General features: G+C 67.4%; 12 protein-coding genes. 6 read left to right on the top strand and 6 right to left on the bottom strand.

The window, feature by feature from the left end; translation table 11 throughout:
• Positions 1-123: 123 nt before the first annotated feature.
• The gene (locus tag AC07S4_RS27450) at positions 124-582 is read right to left on the bottom strand and encodes an Hsp20 family protein (protein ID WP_161072730.1); all 459 of its coding nucleotides are present in this window, start codon (positions 580-582) and stop codon (positions 124-126) included.
• 212 nt (positions 583-794) lie between these two features.
• On the opposite strand from AC07S4_RS27450, the gene AC07S4_RS27445 reads away from it, so the two are divergent.
• From AC07S4_RS27445 to AC07S4_RS27435, 3 genes are all read left to right on the top strand, one after another.
• A complete protein-coding gene (locus AC07S4_RS27445; RefSeq protein ID WP_494989622.1) occupies positions 795-2,696 on the top strand; it encodes a M61 family metallopeptidase in 1,902 nt (633 codons plus the stop codon).
• Between the two features lie 85 nt (positions 2,697-2,781).
• Entirely contained in the window at positions 2,782-3,726 is a 945-nt protein-coding gene (locus tag AC07S4_RS27440; RefSeq protein WP_494989621.1) for a sensor domain-containing diguanylate cyclase, read from the top strand.
• Positions 3,727-3,745: 19 nt separating this feature from the next.
• Positions 3,746-4,093 carry a hypothetical protein gene (locus AC07S4_RS27435; protein ID WP_494989620.1) on the top strand — a complete coding sequence of 116 codons (348 nt, stop codon included), beginning with the start codon at positions 3,746-3,748 and terminating at the stop codon, positions 4,091-4,093.
• A 4-nt stretch (positions 4,094-4,097) separates the two neighbouring features.
• Here the strand turns inward: AC07S4_RS27435 and AC07S4_RS27430 are convergent, their stop codons facing one another.
• Genes AC07S4_RS27430 through imuA form a run of 3 tightly spaced genes read right to left on the bottom strand, consistent with a single transcriptional unit; the run spans position 4,098 to position 7,011 of the window.
• Positions 4,098-4,853, bottom strand: coding sequence for an alpha/beta hydrolase family protein (locus AC07S4_RS27430; protein ID WP_161072734.1), 756 nt, complete (start codon positions 4,851-4,853; stop codon positions 4,098-4,100).
• Positions 4,854-4,886: 33 nt separating this feature from the next.
• Positions 4,887-6,362, bottom strand: a complete 1,476-nt coding sequence (locus tag AC07S4_RS27425) for a Y-family DNA polymerase (protein WP_494989619.1) — start codon at positions 6,360-6,362, stop codon at positions 4,887-4,889.
• Entirely contained in the window at positions 6,289-7,011 is a 723-nt protein-coding gene (gene imuA / locus AC07S4_RS27420; RefSeq protein WP_494989618.1) for a translesion DNA synthesis-associated protein ImuA, read from the bottom strand. The genes AC07S4_RS27425 and imuA overlap by 74 nt, the downstream gene beginning before the upstream one ends.
• Before the next feature lie 139 nt (positions 7,012-7,150).
• On the opposite strand from imuA, the gene AC07S4_RS27415 reads away from it, so the two are divergent.
• The 3 genes from AC07S4_RS27415 (at position 7,151) to AC07S4_RS27405 (ending at position 9,652) form a co-directional block, all read left to right on the top strand.
• A complete protein-coding gene (locus AC07S4_RS27415) occupies positions 7,151-8,401 on the top strand; it encodes a putative Na+/H+ antiporter (protein ID WP_494989617.1) in 1,251 nt (416 codons plus the stop codon).
• A 147-nt stretch (positions 8,402-8,548) separates the two neighbouring features.
• A complete protein-coding gene (locus tag AC07S4_RS27410) occupies positions 8,549-9,424 on the top strand; it encodes an SPFH domain-containing protein (protein ID WP_494989616.1) in 876 nt (291 codons plus the stop codon).
• Between the two features lie 12 nt (positions 9,425-9,436).
• Positions 9,437-9,652 carry a type II toxin-antitoxin system antitoxin gene (locus tag AC07S4_RS27405; protein WP_494989615.1) on the top strand — a complete coding sequence of 72 codons (216 nt, stop codon included), beginning with the start codon at positions 9,437-9,439 and terminating at the stop codon, positions 9,650-9,652.
• A 15-nt stretch (positions 9,653-9,667) separates the two neighbouring features.
• On the opposite strand, the gene AC07S4_RS27400 is transcribed toward AC07S4_RS27405, so the two are convergent.
• On the bottom strand, positions 9,668-10,873 hold the full coding sequence (locus AC07S4_RS27400; protein ID WP_494989614.1) for an extracellular catalytic domain type 1 short-chain-length polyhydroxyalkanoate depolymerase: 1,206 nt from the start codon (positions 10,871-10,873) through the stop codon (positions 9,668-9,670).
• A 196-nt stretch (positions 10,874-11,069) separates the two neighbouring features.
• Positions 11,070-15,041, bottom strand: coding sequence for an ATP-dependent RNA helicase HrpA (gene hrpA / locus AC07S4_RS27395; protein ID WP_494989781.1), 3,972 nt, complete (start codon positions 15,039-15,041; stop codon positions 11,070-11,072).
• Between the last annotated feature and the right edge of the window lie 141 nt (positions 15,042-15,182).

Genomic DNA, 15,182 nt, shown 5'->3' with positions numbered 1-15,182 from the left:
AGACTTAGGCGCCGCTTAATATTCCAAACCGTTACTTCCGGTTACAGCTGCACGCCGGACGTGCAACTGGCCGGATTGCCCGGCCAGTGTGTACTACCTCGTTACTGCTTTAGCGCATGCAGCTTAAGCGGCTTGGCGCTGCTCCAGCGCGGTCACGTTTTCCGTGCCGTCGATGACGATTTTGCGCGGCTTCAGCGCTTCCGGCACTTCGCGCACCAGTTCGATGGTGAGCATGCCGTTGTCAAAGGCGGCGCCGGTCACTTTCACGTGGTTGGCCAGCTGGAAGCGCTGCTCGAAATCACGCGCCGCAATGCCGCGGTGCAGATAGGTGCGCTCGACGCCGTCGCGCTGCTTGCGGCCCACGATGTGCAGGCTGTCGCGCTCGCTGGTGATGTCGATCTCGCTGCGGTTGAAGCCGGCCAGCGCCATCACAATCCGGTACTGGTCTTCGGAGACCAGTTCGATGTTGTACGGCGGGTAGCTGGGCTGGGCGTCGCCGCGCTGGGCGTCGTTCAGCAGCTGGGCCAGGCGGTCAAAACCGATAGCGGAACGATACAGTGGTGCCAGGTCAAAAGTACGCATGATGATATCCTTTTCAAGTTAAGCGATATGGTCTTCCGGTCCCCTTCTGGGCAACCGGTGCATCCGATATACGGCTGCTTGCCAGCGCTTTCAAGGGCCTGGTTTGAAAAATTTTTGCACGCATTGCGTGAAAACGGCGGGAAACAGTTTGAAATAAAGCGGTGTTTCCTGCGTGCTACACTCGGCTCCTTTAGTCCTCTCCTTTCCGCTCCATGACCGCACTGCGCAAAACCCTGCTGGCCCTGCTGCTCAGCACCGCCCTGGCCGCCCAGGCCGACACCATCCCTGCCCCGGTCGACCAGCCCTACCCCGGCACCATCGTGCTGAAGGTGGACGCGTCCAATACCGCCCAGCAGATTTTCCGCATCAGCGAAACCATCCCGGCCAAGCCCGGCAAGCTGACCCTGCTGTATCCGCAATGGGTGCCCGCCAACCACGGCCCCAGCGGCCCGCTCAACCAGCTGGCCGGCCTGAAGTTCAGCGCCAACGGCAAGCCGCTGGCCTGGAAGCGCGACACCGTCAACGTGCACGCCTTCCACCTGGAAGTGCCGCGCGACGCCAAGGCGGTGGAGGTGGAATACCAGTATTTGTCGCCCACCGAAGCCAACCAGGGCCGCACCACCATCACCAGCGAAATCCTGGGCATCCAGTGGCACTCCATGGTGCTGTACCCGGCCGGCCACACCACGCGCCGCATCACCGTGCAGCCCAGCCTGACGCTGCCGGAAGGCTGGCAGTACGGCAGCGCGCTCGAAACCGCCGAGCGCCAGGGCGACACCGTGCAGTTCAAGGCGCTGGACCTGGAAACCATGGTTGACTCGCCGCTGTTCGCGGGCCGCTACTTCAAGCGCTACGACCTCGACCCTGGCGCGAAACTCCCGGTGCACCTGAACGTGGTGGCCGACACCGCCGAGGCGGTGGAAGCCAAGCCGGAGCAGATCGAACTGCACCGCGCCATGGTGCAGCAGGCCTACAAGCTGTTCAACTCGCAGCACTACCAGCACTACGATTTCCTGCTGGCCCTGAGCGAGGAATTCGGCGGCGTGGGACGCGAGCACCACCAGTCCAGCGAGAACGGCGTGAAGCTCGACTACTTCACCGAATGGAACAAGGCCGAGTCCGTGCGCGGCCTGCTGCCGCATGAATTCACGCACTCGTGGAACGGCAAGTTCCGCCGTCCGGCCGACCAGAACGTGCCCAACTTCAACACCCCGCTGCAGAACAGCCTGCTGTGGGTGTACGAGGGCCAGACCCAGTACTGGGGCCAGGTGCTGTCGGCGCGCTCGGGCATCCAGAAGATGGAAAGCGTGCGCGACATCATGGCCGCCAACGCGGCCCGCTACGACCACATGCAGGGCCGCAGCTGGCGCCCGGTGCAGGACACCACCAACGACCCCATCATCAACGGCCGCCGCCCGCTGGGGTGGACCAACTGGCAGCGCAGCGAGGACTACTACAACGAAGGCGCACTGATCTGGCTGGATGTGGACACCAAGATCCGCGAAATGTCGAACGACACCAAGTCGCTGGACAACTTCGCGCGCAACTTCTTCGGCATCGACAACGGCGCCTACGTGGCCAACCACTACACCTTCGAGGACGTGGTCAAGGCGCTCAACGCCATCCAGCCGCACGACTGGGCCGCCTTCCTGCGCACCCGCCTGGACGGCACCGGCGCCGCGCCGCTGGACGGCTACGCGCGCGCCGGCTGGAAGCTGGTCTACACCGACACCCCCACGCCCTACCTGAAGGCGGTGGAGGAGCGCAGCAAGTCGGCCGACTTCCAGTATTCGCTGGGCTTCTCGCTGAACAGCGAAGGCAAGGTGGAAGCGCTGCAATGGGAAGGCCTGGGCTTCAAGGCCGGCATCGGCGGCGGCACCACGGTGCTGGCCGTCAACGGCACCGCCTACAAGGCCGACGTGCTGCGCGCCGCCGTCACCGCCGCCAAGACCGGCGGCAAGGCGGACGCCAAGCCGATCGAACTGCTGGTCAAGAAGGGCGCGAAATACCGCACCATCCTGCTCGACTACCATGACGGCCTGAAGTACCCGCGCCTGGAGCGCATCCCCGGCACCCCGGACCGCCTGCAGACCATCCTCTCGCCGCTGAAATAAGCGCGCCGGAAGTTTGTCCGGGACAGCACGCGCGGTCCCGGACTGCGGTTATACTGGCCATCTCTCGATAGCCTGGAAAGCTTTCATGGACGAAGCCGCCAACGTCCCTGCCCTGCTGGAAGAAATCGCCCGCCTGCGCCGGGAGCTGGCCGTATTGCACGGCCACAACCGCGTCTTCAACTCCCTGCTCGACAACGCGCCGCTGCTCATTTCCACCAAGGATCTGGAGGGCCGCATCACGATGGCCAACCGGCATTTCGACGTGCTCGACGGCTATGACGCGGCCAATTTCGTCGGCCGCAGCGTGTTCGAGCTGTTCCCGCCCGAGATTGCCGAGCAGCTGTGGCGCAACGACCGCCGCGCCGCGCTCGAGCAGCGCGCCGTGCTGGAAGAGGAAGCGGTGCACCACCGCGACAAGACACTGCACACCTATATGACGGTGAAATTCCCGCTGTACGACGAGCACGGCCAGGTCAACGCCACCTGCGCCGTCTCGACCGACATCACGCAGGCGCGCGCCGCCGAAGACAGCAGCGTGACCGACGAGCTGACCGGGCTGAAGAACCGGCGCTACTTCAATATGCGCTTCAGCGAGGAGCAAAAGCGCGCGCGCCGCGACGGCCGCCTGCTGACCCTGCTGCTGCTGGACGTGGACCGCTTCAAGCAATACAACGACCACTACGGCCACCCGGCCGGCGACGCGGTGCTGCAGGCCGTGGCGCACAGCATGCGCGCGGCGCTGCACCGCGCGGGCGACCTGTGCTTCCGCATCGGCGGCGACGAGTTCGCCTGCCTGTACACCAGCAGCGGCACCGCCGAAAGCCTGGCGCTGGCCGCCGAGATCCGTGCCGAAATGGCGGCGCACGCCATCCCGCACCGCGACAATCCGCCCGGCCTGGCGGTCACGCTGTCGATGGGCGCGGCCTTCCTGGCGGCCGGCGCCGAACTGGGGCTGGACCAGCTCTACTCGCTGGCCGACCAGGCCCTGTACCGCGCCAAACACCTGGGCCGCGACCGCATCGCGACCTGATTTGGTGTATGCTGCGGGCATGAACCAAGACACCGATATCCAGCTCAGCGGCCCGTTCAAGGCCACCGACGGCGCCGGCCGCGCTATCGACATCAAAGCCATCCGCATTTTCGACGAGGGCTATGGCGTCATCGACCTGTATGTGGACCTGGCCGCGCCGGCGTCCGACGGCTTGCACAAGGACAAGAAACTGATCGCCGAGATCAGCGCCCGCCTGCGCAGCCTGGGCTACGCCGGTCCGGACATGACACCGGGCGATCCGGTGATCCAGGAAAAGAAACTGATCGTGCTCGACACGCCGGACGAATTCCTGCCCTTCGCCGTGCGCAAGGGCTTTAAAGACCTGACGTCCGAGTTCGACGAGTAGTTCGTTATAGATAGCGGCTGGCCCAGGCCGCGATCAGATTGGCCACATAGGCGGCGTCCTCGCGCCGCGTCAGCAGATGGTCGGCGTCGTCCAGCGAAACAAAGCTTTTCGGATGGCGCGCCGCCATGAAAATATCCATCGCATTGCGCACCGCCACCGTATCGTCCCCCGGCGCGTGCATCACCAGCAAAGCCTTGCGCAGTCCCGCGATATGCTCGCGCAGGCTGTGTCCGCCCACGTCCTCCACGAACTGCTGCTTGATGCGGAACGGCCGCCCCGCCAGCTGCACCTGCGCCTCGCCCTCGGCGGCGATCTGCTCCAGGTGGGCGCTGAACATATTGGTCACGTAGGCCGGCTCGCCCGGGGCGGCGATGGTCACCACCGCCTTGGCTTCGGGCACGCTGACGGCCGCCGCCAGCACCGCCGCGCCGCCCAGGCTGTGGCCGATCAGCAGGCGGGGCGCGGCGAACTGGGCGCGCAGGAAATCGGCCGCCGCCACCAGGTCCGCCACATTGGACGAGAAATTGGTGTTTTCGAATTCGCCCTCGCTGGCGCCCAGGCCGGTGAAGTCGAAACGCAGCACGGCGATGCCGTGCGCGGTGAGCGCCTGCGCGATGCGGCTGGCCGCGATCACGTCCTTGCCGCAGGTAAAGCAATGCGCAAACAGCGCATAAGCCTGGACCGCGCCGTCCGGGGCGTCCAGGCGCGCCGCCAGGCGGTGGCCGCTGGCGCTGGTGAATTCGTGTCGTTCCGCACGCATGATGGATTCCGCGAAGATGGCAATACCCGCAGTCTAGCCGAACAAGCCATGCAGATACCAGCGCGCTTCAGCCTCGCCCTCCCTGGCCCCCAGCCGTTCGCGGAACACCCAGTAATGCGCATGGTCGGCGCCCTCGGCGATGAAGTAGTCGCGCGTCTGCCCTTCGCTCCACCAGCCCGCCTCGATGCGCTCCGCATTCGACACCATGCGCAGCGGCGACATATAGAACGGCCGGTGGTCGCGCATCAGCAGCGCGATCGGCTTGGGCAGCAGCCAGGCCGGGCGCGGCAGGCTTTGCGGCGGCAGGCGCCCGGCCGCCTCGGCCGCGCGCAGCTTGTCGCGCACCGGCACCCAGGCGTTGGCCAGTTCCGGCCGGTAGTCCGCCTGCGGCGACGCCTTCAGCACATTGTCCGCCCCCAGCCGCGCCACCAGCAGCTCGAACAGGCGCTCGCGGTCCTCCTTGCTGCCGCCCGGCTCCGGGAACAGCGTATCGGTCGGCGGCAGCATGGGGCGCACCTGCGCCGCTTCCAGGCACAGGCCGATGACCGGCGCCGCCAGCTCGGTCTTGGCCAGGCGCTCCTTGAGCAGGCGCAGCAAATGGTCGTCGCGCCACACCGGCTCGCCCAGCGCGATGTCGATGGCCGTCGGCGCGCGCGCCACCTTGCCCCGCTCATGCTCGAGCAGCAGCCTCACGCGCTCGACCGCGAACTGGCGCGCGCACAGCCAGCCCACCATTTGCTGCAGCAGGCGCTGCGCCCCGTGCAGCAGCGCGTCCGCGTGCTCGACGCGGTCGAACAGCTCCAGCTTCGCGCTGAAGGTGGGTGGCGCCTCTATCCACACATGCAGCTCGGGCGCCTCGCCGTGCGCCTCGTCCAGCAGGTCCAGCAAGGCGCGCCCGCAGCGGCGCTGCAAGCCGGGACGGGGCAGGCGCCGCAGGTCCGCCAGCGTGAGGCAGCCCATGCCCTCGAACCAGTTCAGGAAGGGCCGCGCCGGCGGCGGCAGGCTGCTGGGCAGCGGCGCCAGCCGCCGCGTCATGCTCTCGATTGTCAAAGAACGTCCGCCCCCGCTGCGCGCCAGCAGCCAGGCGCCGCGCGCGGTGGGCGCGCAGCCCAGCACGGCGGTGAAACCCAGCGCCCGCATGCTGGCGCGCACCAGCGCGCACAGCTTGCGCACGCCGCCGAACAGGCGCAGGCTGGCGCCCACATCCATCAGCAGCACGGCCTCCTCGGCCTCCGCCACCTGCGGCGTGTAGCGCAGCAGCGCCATGGCCACCGCGTGCGCCGCCTCCCGCTCGCGCAGCGGCGCGCGCTCGTGCAACTGCGCCTCCGGCGCCATCAGCAGCGCGCCGCCGCGCCGCATGCCCACCCGCACGCCGGCCGCATGGGCCTGCGGCGACACCGCCAGCACGCCGTCCTGCTCCAGCACCACGCTGCCCTTATCCTCCGACCAGCTGGGGCAGAAGACTTCGAGCGGTAACCGTGGCAGGTAGAGGCCTATCCATAAACGCATGACGTTGCAACAAAGAAGGGGGCAAGGGCAGGAACAGCGGCGCGTCGCGCTGCGGTCCCCGGCGTTTTACAAAATCGATGCTGATGCCGCCCGGCGCCGGGCGCAGCGCCAGCCGCAGCGGCGCGGGCGAGGCGTCCTGCGCCGCCGCCAGCGGGCGCATCAGGAAAAACAGCGTGTCGCCGCTTTGCGCCGCCAGATGCAGCCGGCGCAGGCTTTCGCTGCGCATTTGCTGCTGCCACAGCAGCAGCGCACCGCAGCAGCCGCTGCGCAGCACCTGTTCGGCCGCCCACAGCGCGTCCCCGCTTTTGCCGGTGCCGCGTATCCACACCATCTGTTCTGGGGGCAGGCCCAGCGCGGCCAGCGCCAGCCCCTGCGGAATTTGCGGCGGCGCCAGCAGCACCACCGGCCGTTGCGCGGCCGCCGCCAGTGCCGGCCGCAGCAGGCGGATTTCGCCTATGCCCGCTTGCTGCAGCATCAGTTCGGTCAGCGTGCCCTGCGGCCAGCCGCCGCCCGGCAATTGCGCCGACAGCGCCGCGTAGCCTGTGTCCATGCAGCGCGTGGCCGCATGCGCCAGCTGCGAAGCCAGCCACAGGGACGGATGCAGGCTTTCGGGCGCGGCGATAACGGCGGCTGCGGTGGAGTTGGACATGGCGCTCAATGCAAAATACTGTACATATACACAGTACTATTTACTCCCGGTTTTAGCAAGGACTACTTGCGGTCTGTGCCCCTGGGAAAGCTTGCACATGCTGTAAGATGGCCATTGCCACCATTCTTCATGGATATTTATGACCACCATTGAACTCATCGGCGCCATCCTGTTCGGACTGGCGCTGGTGCACACTTTCGCCGCCAAATCCTTCGAAAAACTGGCCCACCGCCACCCGCGCCACGCGGGGCTGCTGCATTTGCTGGGCGAAGTGGAAGTGGTGTTCGGCTTCTGGGCCGCCATCCTGATCGTGGCCATCGCCCTCGCGGCGGGCGGCCAGAACGCCATCGCCTACGCCGAGTCGCGCCAGTACACCGAGCCGCTGTTCGTGTTCGTGGTGATGGTGGTGGCCGCCTCGTGGCCGGTACTGAACGCGGTGCAGCGCGCCTTGCAGGCGCTGGCGCAGCTGGCGCCGATGCGCAAGGAACTGGCGCTGGCCTGGCTGGGCATGGCGCTGGTGCCGCTGGCCGGCTCGCTGATCACCGAACCGGCCGCCATGACGCTGGCCGCGCTCACGCTGGCGCCGCTGGTGTTCCGCGAAGGGATGCCCGAACGCTTGAAGTACGCGGCGCTGGGCGTGCTGTTCGTCAATGTCTCCATCGGCGGCACGCTCACCTCCTACGCCGCGCCGCCGGTGCTGATGGTGGCCGCCACCTGGGGCTGGGACAGCGCCTTCATGGCCAGCCAGTTCGGCTGGAAAGCCACGCTGGCGGTGCTGCTCAACGCCACCGCCATCTGCTTCGTGCTCAAGCGCCATTTGCAGCCTGCGGACCACGCACCGGCCGCAGGCGGCCCCGCGCAGGTGCCGCTGCTGGTGTCGCTGATACACCTGGCATTCCTGGCGGCCGTGGTGATGCTGGCGCACCATCCGGTGATGTTCCTCGGCCTGTTCCTGCTGTTCCTCGGCTTTACGCAAGCCTACCAGCGCTACCAGCAGCCGCTGATCCTGAAGGAAGGCCTGCTGGTGGGCTTCTTCCTGGCCGGGCTGGTGGTGCTGGGCGGCATGCAGCAATGGTGGCTGCAGCCCATCGTCTCCAGCCTGGCGCCGGTGGCGCTGTTCTTCGGCGCGCTGGGCCTGACCGCCATCACCGACAACGCCGCCCTCACCTACCTCGGTTCGCTGATCGAAGGCATGGCGCCGCAAGCGCAGTACATGCTGGTGGCCGGCGCGGTGGCCGGCGGCGGCCTGACGGTGATCGCCAACGCCCCCAACCCGGCCGGCGTGTCGCTGCTGCGGCGCGGCTTCCAGGACGAATCCATCGGCGCCATCAGCCTGCTGCTGGGCGCGCTGCCGCCCACCGCCGTGGCCGCGGCAGCCTTTTTCCTGTAACACCATGCGTTCCCTAGACGGAACGCAGCAAGCGCGAGCGGGCGGCCGCTTCCCGCCTTGATATTTTTTTGATAAATTTCTTGACTCCAACTCAAAGTGATCCTAAAGTGATATCACTTTGATGTCACAACCAAGAGGGAGTCCAGCATGAATGCAGCACATATTCGCCGCGAAGCGGCGTATTCATCGGTCAGCGGCTATACGGCGGCGGTCGGCGCCATTGCGCTGCTCGCTTTGGCGGGGCTGGGCATACGCGGCGGCATGCATCCGCTGCTTTGCATCCTGGCCGCCGTGCTGGGCATCGCCGCCTTCGCCGGGCTGTACATGCTGCAGCCGAACGAGAGCGCCATCATCACGCTGTTCGGCAAATACCTGGGCACCGACCGCAACGAGGGCCTGCGCTGGGCGCTGCCGTTTTACGGCAAGCGCAAGCTGTCGGTCCGCGCGCGCAATTTCAACTGCCCCACCCTGAAGGTCAACGACAAGCGCGGCAACCCGGTGGAGATCAGCGCCGCCATCGTCTGGCGCGTGCGCGACACCGCCCAGGCCGTGTTTGAAGTGGACGACTTCGAGCGCTATGTATCGGTGCAGGCGGAAGCGGCGCTGCGCCACCTGGCCTCGCAATACGCCTACGATGAAGGCGAAGACCTGGCCGAAGGCGAAACCACGCTGCGCGCCGGCATGGACGTGGTGGCCAATGCGCTCAAGGTGGAACTGCAGGCGCGCTTCGACGCGGCCGGCGTGGAAACGCTGGACGCCAAGCTGACCCACCTGGCCTACGCCGCCGAAATCGCGCAAGTGATGCTGCGCCGCCAGCAAGCCGACGCCATCATCAGCGCCCGTTCCAAGATCGTGCACGGCGCGGTGACCATGGTGGAGGCGGCGCTGAAAGGCCTGGCGGAGCGCGACATCGTGGAACTGGATACCGAACGCAAGGCGGCCATGGTCAGCAATCTGCTCGTGGTGCTGTGCTCGGACAAAGAGACCCAGCCGATTATCAACACGGGCACGCTGTATAACTAGCGGCGGAACAGCATGGCAAGCCCAGGTAAAAAAGCCTATCCGCTCAGGATAGACCCCGCGCTGTGGGAAGAAATCCAGCGCCTGGCTGCGCGCGACCTGCGCAGCGTGAACGCGGAAATCGAGTTCCTGCTGCGCGAGGGGCTGGCGCGGCGCGGCGTGAAGCTCAAGGGCGAAAGCGGCGGCACGGACAGCCAGGCCGGCGACAGCCCGGAGGCCGCGCCGGAGTAAGCCGCGCCGGCGCGGTCACGCCACCAGGCGCCGGTGCTTGGCGAAGAAGTCCAGCATCATCTTGCTGGCGTCCGGGCCGGCCTTGGCGTTGAAGGACAGCGCCGGGTCGCCTCCGCTCCAGGCGTGCTCCAGGTCCGCGATGCGCGCCACGCGCAGCAGCACCTTGCCCCTGGCGCTGTAGTCGCGTATCTCGTGCGCGTTGCGCGTCAGCCCGCGCCGCGCGCGCTCCACCACCGTCACTTCGGTCCCCGCAGGCAGGCGGTTCAACAGCAGGCTTTGCTGCACCAGCTGCGCCTGGTTGACGGGCCGCACCACCTTGTCGCCCTCGCCGTGGATCAGGATAGTGGGCATGGCCGGGAAACCGGGACGCCGCAGCAGCACCTGCCGGATGGCGGCGGACGCTTGCAGGCCGGCGCCGTGCTGCATCACGGTCAGCGCGCCGACGGTGCTGTGTCCGCCGCCGTAAGCCGGTCCCGAATGCAGGCCGACAGCAGCCACCAGCTCCGGATGGTTCAGCGCCAGGATATTGGCCATGCCGGCGCCGGCGGAAATGCCGCAGACATAAATGCGCTTGCGGTCGATGGCGTAGTCGCTGCACACCTTGCCGATCACCGCGGCGATCAGCGCCGTGTCGCCGCCGCCCTCCTGCGTACTCTTGTCATACCAGCGCCAGCAACGGTGCGCCTGCGTGCTGGCCGCCTGCTGCGGATACAGCACGGCGTAGCCCTTCTGCTCGGCCAGGCGGTTCATGCGCGTGCCTTGCGCGAACTGGGTTGCGCTCTGATGGCAGCCGTGCAGCATGACGATCAGCGGCAGGCCGTGGCGCACGGCGGCGTCGGGCACGTGCTGGGGGAGGTAGAGCCAGTAGCTCATGGCCTGGCCAGGCGCCTGGCCGGGCTGCGGCATGGCGGCGTAGTGCGATGCCAGCCAGCGGCCCGGCAGCACCGACACATCCGGCCGCGCGTGCTGGCGGATCGGCATGCCGTCCGGCGCGGAGATGGGGCGCGCCACCGCGCGGACGGGCTTGGCGACGGGCCGGATGGATGGCTTGGCTGCGGCCTTGACGGGCTTGACGGCCTTTACCGCCTTCGCTTTCGGCTTGGCTTTCGGCTTGGCCTTCACGGCGGGCACACCGAACAACTGTGTCATCAACTTCTGCTGCGACTTGCCTGCACGGGTAATGCTGCGCAGCAATCGTGCGCCAAAGATGGGCTTGGTCATGCGACACTCCTGTTCAGTATGTTGCAGTGCAATATACCGGGGCAGCAAGGTCCCATCGGTGCGCCAGCGCACGGGATCGCCGATTAAACTTTCGTACCGAATGCAGCAGTAACCGCCATGCGCGGGGAAAACAGGGTGGCCGGCAGGTGGGACTGCGTTGGCCGCCCTGCCGCGCACCCTACACCATGCCGGCGCCTTAGCGCTGCATGGATTCCCACACCTTCTGCAAGCGCTTGGCCGACACCGGCATCGGCGTGCGCAGCTCCTGCGCGAACAGCGACACGCGCAGCTCCTCCAGCATCCAGCGGAATTCCACCAGCTTGGGGTCGGTGTTGCGGCCGGCGGCCTTGTCGCGCATCAGGCGCTGATACGGCGCGGCGGCGCTCTGCCACTCAGCCATCAGCTTGGCGTCGCGCGCCGGATCGGCGCGCAGCTTCTCCAGCCGCACATTCATCGCCTTCAGGTAGCGCGGGAAATGCGCCAGCTGCGCGTAGTCGCTCTCCAGCAGGAAGCGCTTGTGCACCAGGCCTTGCAGCTGCGCCTGCATGTCCGCCGCCACCTGCGCGTTGATGCCTTGCAGGCGCTTGGGCAGGCCGTGGAATTCGGTCAGCACCTGCGACAGCAGGCGCGCCACCTCGTTCACCAGCAGCACCAGGCGCGACTTGCCTTCATCCTTGCGCTTGGCGAAGCTGGCGGCGTCGGCCGGCAGCGGGTCCTGCAGGCAGGCGATGTCCAGCGCCTTGTTGATGATCTGGTCGCGCAGCTCCTCCTGCGTGCCCATGGACATGAACTGCATGCCCATCTGCTGCAGGTTGGGGATGCTCTTTTCCACGAACTTGATCTGGTCCTTCATCTGCAGCGCGAACAGGCGGCGCAGGCCGACGCGGTGGGTGCGCGCCGCCACGGTGGGGTCGTCGAACACCTCCAGGTCGCAGTGCGTGCCCTTGTCCACAAGTGCGGGGAAGCCGATCAGATTCAGCTTGCCCTGCACGATCTCCAGGATCTCCGGCAGCTCGCCGAAGGTCCAGCCGGTGATGCCGGTGGTGGCCGATGGCGCGGCCGGGGCGGCGGGAGCGGTGGAAGCGGCTGGCGCCTTGCCCTTGGCGGTAACGCGTTCGGCCGCGATGCCGCCGTGCCCCGCTTTGGGCGCTGCGGCGGACGCGGATGCCGGCGTGCCCGCGCGCACTTGCGTGCCCGACGGCGCCGTCGCTTCGGCCATCTTCTGGAAGCTCTGGCGCGCCTGCGTGCCGTATTCAGCCTGCAAGGTGGCCAGGTTGCGGCCCATGTCCAGCTGGCGGCCGTGCTCGTCGATCACCTTGAAATTCATGAAGTGGTGCGCGGGCAGCGTTTCCGGCTTGAAGTCCGTGGTCAGCACGCCGATGGTGATTTCCTTGCGGATGTCGGCAATGATGGCGTCGATCAGGTCGCCCCGCCCGAAAGCCAGCGCCGCGTGCACGCGCTCGCAGAACTTGGCCGCGTAGTCCGGCAGCGGCACGCAATGGCGGCGCAGCTTCTGCGGCAGGGACTTCAGCAGCAGATGCACCTTCTCCTTCAGCATGCCCGGCACCAGCCATTCGCAGCGCTCGCGCGAGAGCTGGTTCAGCGCATACAGCGGCACCGCCAGGGTCACGCCGTCGCGCACGCTGCCCGGCTCGAAGTGATAGGTCAGCGCCATTTCCAGGCCCGCCGCCATCATCGTTTTCGGGAACAGGTCGGTGGTCACGCCGGCCGCCTCGTGGCGCATCAGCTCATCGCGGTTCAGGAACAGCAGCTTGGGTTCGGCGGCGGTGGCCTCCTTGTGCCACTTCTCGAACCCGGCGCCGTTCACCACATCGGCCGGGACCAGCTTGTCGTAGAAGGCGGCGATCAGTTCATCGTCCACCAGCACGTCCAGGCGGCGCGACTTGTGCTCGAGGTTCTCGATCTCCTTCACCAGCTTGTGGTTGTGGGCGAAGAACGGTGCGCGCGTGTCATAGTCGCCCCCAACCAGCGCGTCGCGGATGAAGATCTCGCGCGCTTCCTGCGGATTGAAAGCGCCGTAGTTGATGCGGCGCTGGCTGTACACCACCAGGCCGTACAAGGTGGCGCGCTCGGACGCGGTCACTTGCGCGCTGCGCTTTTCCCAGCGCGGCTCGCCCCACGATTTCTTCAGCAGGTGGCCGCCCACCTTCTCCAGCCATTCCGGCTCGATCTTGGCCACGCAGCGCGCGTACAGGCGCGTGGTTTCCACCAGCTCCGCCGCCATGATCCACTTGCCCGGCTTCTTCAGCAGATTGGAGCCCGGCCAGATATGGAACTTGATGCCGCGCGCGCCCAGGAAGCCGGCGCCCGGCTCGTCCTCTCCCTTGAAGCCCACGTTGCCCAGCAAGCCGGTCAACAGCGCCAGGTGCAGGTTCTCGTAGGTGGCGGGCGCCTCGTTCATGCGCCAGCCCTGCTCTTTCACGATGGTGAGCAGCTGCGAGTGCACGTCGCGCCATTCGCGCAGGCGCACTTGCGACAGGAAGTTGCTGCGGCAGTTTTCCTGCAGCTGGCGGTTGGTCTTCTTGTGCTCGATGGCGCCCTCGAACCAGCGCCAGATCTTGATGTAGCTGAGGAATTCGGACTTCTCGTCGGCGAACTTCTTGTGCGCCTCGTCGGCCGCCTGCTGGTGCTCCACCGGGCGGTCGCGCGGGTCCTGCACCGACAGCGCGGACGCCACGATCAACACCTCGGTCAGCGAAGCGTTGTCGTGCGCCGCCAAAATCATGCGGCCCACGCGCGGGTCCAGCGGCAGCTTGGCCAGCTTGCGGCCCAGCGGCGTCAGTTGATTGTACTCGTCCACCGCGCCCAGCTCCTGCAGCAGCTGGTAGCCGTCCGCGATCGCGCGCGCCAGCGGCGGCTCGATGAAGGGGAAGGTTTCCACGTCCGCCAGGTGCAGGGACTTCATGCGCAGGATGACGGCGGCCAGCGAGGAACGCAGGATCTCGGGTTCGGTGAACTTGGGGCGCTGCAGGTAGTCCTGCTCGTCGTACAGGCGCACGCAGACGCCGTCGGCCACGCGGCCGCAGCGGCCGGCGCGCTGGTTGGCGGCCGACTGCGCAATCGGCTCGACCTGCAGCTGCTCCACCTTGTTGCGGTAGCTGTAGCGCTTCACGCGCGCCAGGCCGGCGTCCACCACGTAGCGGATGCCGGGCACGGTCAGCGAGGTCTCGGCCACGTTGGTGGCCAGCACGATGCGGCGCGCGTTCGACGTGCGGAACACGCGCTCCTGCTCCTCCACCGACAGGCGGGCGAACAGCGGCAGGATCTCCACGTGCGGCGGATGGTGCTTGCGCAGGGCCTCGGCGGCGTCGCGGATTTCGCGTTCGCCGGGCAGGAACACCAGCACGTCGCCGGAGCCGATGCGGCACACTTCGTCCACACCATCGACCACGGCGTCCATCAGGTCGCGCTTTTCGCGCGCGGCGGCGGCCTTGCCCTGCTGCGGCGAAGGGTTGGCGGCATTCGCGCCCCCCATAGGCACCTGGTCGCGCTCCACCGGGCGGTAGCGCACTTCCACCGCGTACAGGCGGCCGGACACTTCGATCACCGGCGCGGGCTGCTCCGGCGTGCCGAAGTGGCGCGAGAAGCGGTCCGCGTCGATGGTCGCCGAGGTGATGATGATCTTAAGGTCCGGACGGCGCGGCAGCAGCTGCTTCAGGTAGCCAAGCAGGAAGTCGATGTTCAGGCTGCGCTCGTGGGCCTCATCGATGATGATGGTGTCGTAGCCCTTGAGCAGCGGGTCGGTCTGGGTTTCGGCCAGCAGGATACCGTCCGTCATCAGCTTGACGCAGGCGCCGCGCATCAGGGTGTCGGCAAAGCGCACCTTGAAGCCGACGTTCTCGCCCAGCGGCGTACCCAGCTCCTGCGCAATGCGCTTGGCGGTGGACGAAGCGGCGATACGGCGCGGCTGCGTGTGGCCGATCAGGCCCTTGCGCCCGCGCCCCAGCTCCAGGCAGATCTTCGGCAGCTGGGTGGTCTTGCCCGAACCGGTTTCGCCGGACACGATGATGACCTGGTGCTTCATCAGCGCCTCGGCGATTTCCGCGCGGCGGCCGGAGACAGGCAGGTCCTCGGGGAAGGTGATCGGCGGGATGGGATTGCGGAACGCCGCCTCCGCCTCGCGCGCGGCAGCCTCCTCCGGCGTCAGGCGCGCGCGCTGGCCACGGCCGCCACGTTCGCCACGTTCGCCACGCTCGGCGCCGTCGGACTCCGTGCGCGGCGGACGCGGCGCGCGGCCCTCGCCGGCCTGCGCGGGGCGCGGCTGGCCGGGCGCGCGGGCGCCAGGCGC

The sequence above is a fragment of the Pseudoduganella sp. GW821-FHT05F09 genome, assembly GCF_059419605.1.
The sequence above is the reverse complement of the archived record's forward strand: the minus strand, read 5'-3'. Positions and strand labels throughout refer to the sequence as shown.

What these genes read in the sequence shown, in the direction of transcription:
- AC07S4_RS27450 (WP_161072730.1), bottom strand. Translation starts at nt 582, where the DNA reads ATGCGTACTTTTGACCTGGCACCACTGTATCGTTCCGCTATCGGTTTT.
- AC07S4_RS27410 (WP_494989616.1), top strand. Translation starts at nt 8,549, where the DNA reads ATGAATGCAGCACATATTCGCCGCGAAGCGGCGTATTCATCGGTCAGC.
- AC07S4_RS27425 (WP_494989619.1), bottom strand. Translation starts at nt 6,362, where the DNA reads ATGCGTTTATGGATAGGCCTCTACCTGCCACGGTTACCGCTCGAAGTC.
- AC07S4_RS27405 (WP_494989615.1), top strand. Translation starts at nt 9,437, where the DNA reads ATGGCAAGCCCAGGTAAAAAAGCCTATCCGCTCAGGATAGACCCCGCG.
- AC07S4_RS27400 (WP_494989614.1), bottom strand. Translation starts at nt 10,873, where the DNA reads ATGACCAAGCCCATCTTTGGCGCACGATTGCTGCGCAGCATTACCCGT.
- AC07S4_RS27440 (WP_494989621.1), top strand. Translation starts at nt 2,782, where the DNA reads ATGGACGAAGCCGCCAACGTCCCTGCCCTGCTGGAAGAAATCGCCCGC.
- AC07S4_RS27415 (WP_494989617.1), top strand. Translation starts at nt 7,151, where the DNA reads ATGACCACCATTGAACTCATCGGCGCCATCCTGTTCGGACTGGCGCTG.
- AC07S4_RS27445 (WP_494989622.1), top strand. Translation starts at nt 795, where the DNA reads ATGACCGCACTGCGCAAAACCCTGCTGGCCCTGCTGCTCAGCACCGCC.
- AC07S4_RS27435 (WP_494989620.1), top strand. Translation starts at nt 3,746, where the DNA reads ATGAACCAAGACACCGATATCCAGCTCAGCGGCCCGTTCAAGGCCACC.
- imuA (WP_494989618.1), bottom strand. Translation starts at nt 7,011, where the DNA reads ATGTCCAACTCCACCGCAGCCGCCGTTATCGCCGCGCCCGAAAGCCTG.
- AC07S4_RS27430 (WP_161072734.1), bottom strand. Translation starts at nt 4,853, where the DNA reads ATGCGTGCGGAACGACACGAATTCACCAGCGCCAGCGGCCACCGCCTG.